The organism is uncultured Gimesia sp. (assembly GCF_937910335.1).
Classification (GTDB): Bacteria; Planctomycetota; Planctomycetia; order Planctomycetales; family Planctomycetaceae; genus Gimesia.
In genome coordinates, this window is sequence record NZ_CALEMX010000423.1 from 1 (window position 1) to 4,019 (window position 4,019).

4 protein-coding genes are annotated in these 4,019 nt (G+C 51.0%); all 4 read right to left on the reverse strand.

All coding sequences use genetic code 11. The annotated features are described in order from the left end of the window. Nucleotides 1–124 precede the first annotated feature (124 nt). The 4 genes from Q0668_RS16690 to Q0668_RS16705 all read right to left on the reverse strand — a co-directional run bounded on the left by Q0668_RS16690 (nt 125) and on the right by Q0668_RS16705 (nt 3,634). Nucleotides 125–844 (reverse strand): c-type cytochrome, encoded by a 720-nt coding sequence (locus tag Q0668_RS16690; RefSeq protein ID WP_298866677.1) that lies wholly within the window; start codon nt 842–844, stop codon nt 125–127. A 58-nt stretch (nt 845–902) separates the two neighbouring features. After that, nucleotides 903–2,819 carry a hypothetical protein gene (locus Q0668_RS16695; protein ID WP_298866679.1) on the reverse strand — a complete coding sequence of 639 codons (1,917 nt, stop codon included), beginning with the start codon at nt 2,817–2,819 and terminating at the stop codon, nt 903–905. A gap of 39 nt (nt 2,820–2,858) precedes the next feature. Beyond that, nucleotides 2,859–3,284, reverse strand: coding sequence for a hypothetical protein (locus Q0668_RS16700; protein ID WP_298866681.1), 426 nt, complete (start codon nt 3,282–3,284; stop codon nt 2,859–2,861). 77 nt (nt 3,285–3,361) lie between these two features. Beyond that, entirely contained in the window at nt 3,362–3,634 is a 273-nt protein-coding gene (locus tag Q0668_RS16705) for a hypothetical protein (RefSeq protein WP_298866682.1), read from the reverse strand. Between the last annotated feature and the right edge of the window lie 385 nt (nt 3,635–4,019).

Genomic DNA, 4,019 nt, shown 5'->3' on the forward strand with positions numbered 1-4,019 from the left:
AGCAAGATTGCGCAGGTGTTTCGACCACCGCGACACAATATTGGTGTACCGAAAACTGCTTTCCTGAACTGACATGAAGATCCAGCGGAAACAGACGTGGGATTCATAACCTGGTTGCTTCGCATTATTGATTTGCCGTCTGGTTGGTATGTGCTGCGCCGCAGTGCCGAACATAGGCAATCAGATCAGCGACATCGTCGGGGGTCAGCTGATCTCGCAGATTTGAGGGCATTAACGAGACATCAGACTGCCTGACAACATCAATGTCAGTGTGCAGTATTATCTGTTTCAGACCGTTTTCGCGACGTAACACAATGTTCATGTGTGAGTCAGGCTCTCGGATTCCACTCGTCGTGAAGCCGTCCAGCGTCACTACGACAGACGTTTGGTACTCAGGCGCTATCTTGCGACCTGGGTCCAAAATGTCGTATAGGAGTTCTCTATCTGACTTGAGGTACGCTTTTGCCAGATGGGGCCCCACATGATGGCCGTCTGTTCCGAGTCGGTGGCAGTTTCGACAGGCACCGGTAAAAAGAGCACGCCCACGTTCAATATTTTTCGTCTGCGAGAGAGCGTCCAGAAATGGTCTCATCCATATCGGTGTCGCCGACAGACTGGTCGCAATATTCTGTGCGGCGGGTTCACTGTTGGGCAAATCATAAAGCACAGGAGGATGTGGCACATTGGTAGGCGTATCAACGAGTTGAGATTCTGTCCGGCCTGAAGTGTTATTGTTGGTGACTGACGTACTTGAGAAAACGCCGATCCATGAGGCATTACCACCGCAGCCAGCTACGCTGGCAGCGATTAGCGAGGTAATAATAAAGTTAAAGGCACGCAACATAATTATATTCCGGCGACGATACTGCGATTCCACAGCAACACTCAGGTCAGAAGATGGTTTAGTTTCTGCTCGACACCTGGACGCTGCCACTATTCAACTCATCAGGTACAGGTTTTGTTGCAGCCGCCTGGCCGACTTCTGCCCCAAGTTCGATAGTGACGGCGCACATTTCAGCTTGCACTGGTCGATATTCCGTGGAGACGGCCGTGGCTCTGTACAGATTAGCATAGCCCTTGACGGTCACTGGCTGGCCAAGAAGCATGTCAAGTTTTTCGGCGACGACCGCAGTTGCGATCTTATGGCCGTTTAAGTCAGAAAAACTCAGGCCGAAGCGTTCATCGCGGTTGAAGGAAACGAGTGCACCGTCGATGGTCAATTGACCTTTGGACAGATCTAAATCATCCAGAATACCTGCGATTTCCACATCCTCGGCATCGATCGTAAACGAAGAAGCGACGTAGCTCGCAGTCGAGTTTTTCCTGTCATCGGTCGGGTCGCCAGTATCCAAACCAGAAACGACGCCGGTAATGCGTGCTGCAAATCCAGAGTTGCAGGACGACGCGAAGAGCGAACGCGTTGTCCCCGCGTCCTCCCGATCAGAAAGAAGGGGCAGTGTGGACCCGTTGATATTGTTGGTTCCTCCAATGGCCAAATCGTCAGGGATACTGACGGTAACCCCATTGACCTTGACTGTTTTTGCAATGACGTCCATGTCTTCTATTGGGCCTTGCAGAATAAACTCTCCATTTCGCGGCAACGCGTTTATCTGTCGACCTTTGACGACAACATTTTTCGAACGCGCAGTCTCAGACTCCCCAACAATCCGAGCAGACACAAAGCGAGGAAGCTTTTCCAAATTGCTGCAATCGACAACGAACCTGCCATGATTCTGCCCGCGACGTTTTCTGACACGCGACGTGCACAGCACCTTATTTGTCAACGAGTCCAATAGTTCTAAATCGGAATCAACCCAGGTGAGTGTCGTGGTTCCAAGGGCGCGCAATTCGCCTGAACGACCACGCCCACAGGCGATGTGGATTTCAACATCACTATTGTTATGTTCGAGCGGTGGAGTCGTGGACAGGTTCAGCAGCGTGGTGTACAGCTTTCCGTTATAAAAGTAACCCTCGGCCGTTGCTGCGTAGCCGCTCGATGCCCTCAATTGATTTCCGCCAATCGGATTTCCTGCTGCATCGACAATCTGCATGGGAAACCGCAGGTCGGGATTTACAACAACCGAAATGCCGTTGATCGTTAAGTTCCCATCTTTATCCCGCTGCAGCATTCCGCCGACCAAATGGCTTGCCAGTTCTATATGACATGCCTCCGCAACAAGATTGCCCTTGGCATCCACGCCTCCTGAAGCCACCACTGTACCCGGCGACTGCATGGAACTCGGCTTCAGCGCACGCACGCAGTGATTCCGTGGCATATCAAGCAAGTCGGCCAGATTGTTACCTGAGATGTTCTCCGTACCGCGAACTGAGAGGCCTTTCGGAATATGCATGTTCATATGCATTACAGACAGCGTCTGACTCAATGGTTCCACGTCAACCATTGGCCCCTGAATTCGCCAGGTACCTGACTGTTCTACATCGCCTACCGCGTATTTGGGATCACGGAATCGACTGCCGGCAATCCGCTCGACAACCTCGACAATATCTGATGGTTTTAATGTCGACGGCACCGCAGCCCATCGATTCGTACGGTCATTACCGAAGCTTAGAATCCCGGCATGCTGCGTCAAATCAGAGTCGATCACGGGGTCCAGATCATAGACCCCAACCTCTTTCCGAAGCGTATTGACTTCCTGCTCGTCGCCACATGCAAAAACCCATTCCGGCATCTCAGCATCTGATTCGTTAGCATCCTTTACGTAGGTCTCTGAGTATGCCTTAAGAACTTCCGGGCTGTCATTAAAAGTATCAAGGGAAATCGTAATAAGACGAACATCGCGACCCAGCGACTTCGCCAACGCCTTACGGACCTGAACCAGGCCCCTGTTGGTTGGTCGTCATATGCCGTTACACTTGGTGTAGACAAAGCTAATGACGACGATGTGATCTTTTACCAGGTCATCGTAAAACCGAACTTTTTTTCCATGTTGAGTGGTCAGTTCGAAATTACTGAAGCGGTCTGAAAGCCTGTGTTCCAGTTTGCCTTCGGGGCGCTGCAGAGACCAGGTTGAATAGTTTACCGGGTGTTTTTTGCCCGGATAGAAATAAGGTGAATCCGGGTTTACTGCGGAGTACCGCTCTTGAACCTCGGCCTCGGTCAGCGCGTGACCTGGAGCGGCGGCCGAGTCTCCAGCGATTGCTGTCTTGAAAGAAAGCTTCTGAGAATGGGGCGGCGACGGTGCCGTCGGACTGGATGCTTCTTTCCGGCCGCATCCTGTCGATAGTCCCAGAACCAGACACCCAATCAATGTTTTCCGTATCATCTTGCAGTATCTCATTATTCTTATTTCATTATTCTTATTTGATCTCGGCTGATCCCGCACACCCCATAAGTGGTTCGTCAGTCAGCCATAATCGCCTTGGCAGCTGACGCCATCTCTCTTTCATCCCTGGCCTTAAGGATGGCCAGAACGTCCGTCCGCGATTGCTTTTCGATGAAAGGCTGCAATTCAGATTGCGTAGATTCTTCATTGATTACACTGACTTCAGAAGCCTCGCTCGGAGTCAAGAGCGTATCGGGCGCAGCCTCGTTGCTGCCCGAATAAACAACCAGACCAGCTGCAGAAACGATGATTAGTCCGAGCAGCATCAGTGGTGTTCGTAGTGAATTCATCAGTTCCTGCCTTTACTTGTCGACACGAAAGTTCTTACGCGTAATTGAATCTGTTCAGATCAACTCTTGCGTAAGCGTGAAGTTAAATGACGGCTTAGTAGTCTCTGTTTACGTACAGAAGACCACATCACCAGTCACACAAAGTTTCCGCCTGAGAGCAACTCCGGAAACAAAGTCCAATTCGGTTATGTCACGTCTCTGGCTACTTATAGCTCACTAGCAAGCCCAGGAAAGAAAAAGGTACAGGCGTTTTTGACAACCTGTACCTTTGATTAACCGTCTAAACAGAATTTGCGATTTGCTTGGGTTATGACACCTGTGCCCCTGTGCCCCCCTGTGCCCCCAGGGCGATTGCACGCTAAGTCATTTGCCGAACAGGACTTCC

Coding starts and splice junctions, on each gene's coding strand:
- Q0668_RS16690 (WP_298866677.1), bottom strand. CDS start 844: ATGTTGCGTGCCTTTAACTTTATTATTACCTCGCTAATCGCTGCCAGC.
- Q0668_RS16700 (WP_298866681.1), bottom strand. CDS start 3,284: ATGATACGGAAAACATTGATTGGGTGTCTGGTTCTGGGACTATCGACA.
- Q0668_RS16705 (WP_298866682.1), bottom strand. CDS start 3,634: ATGAATTCACTACGAACACCACTGATGCTGCTCGGACTAATCATCGTT.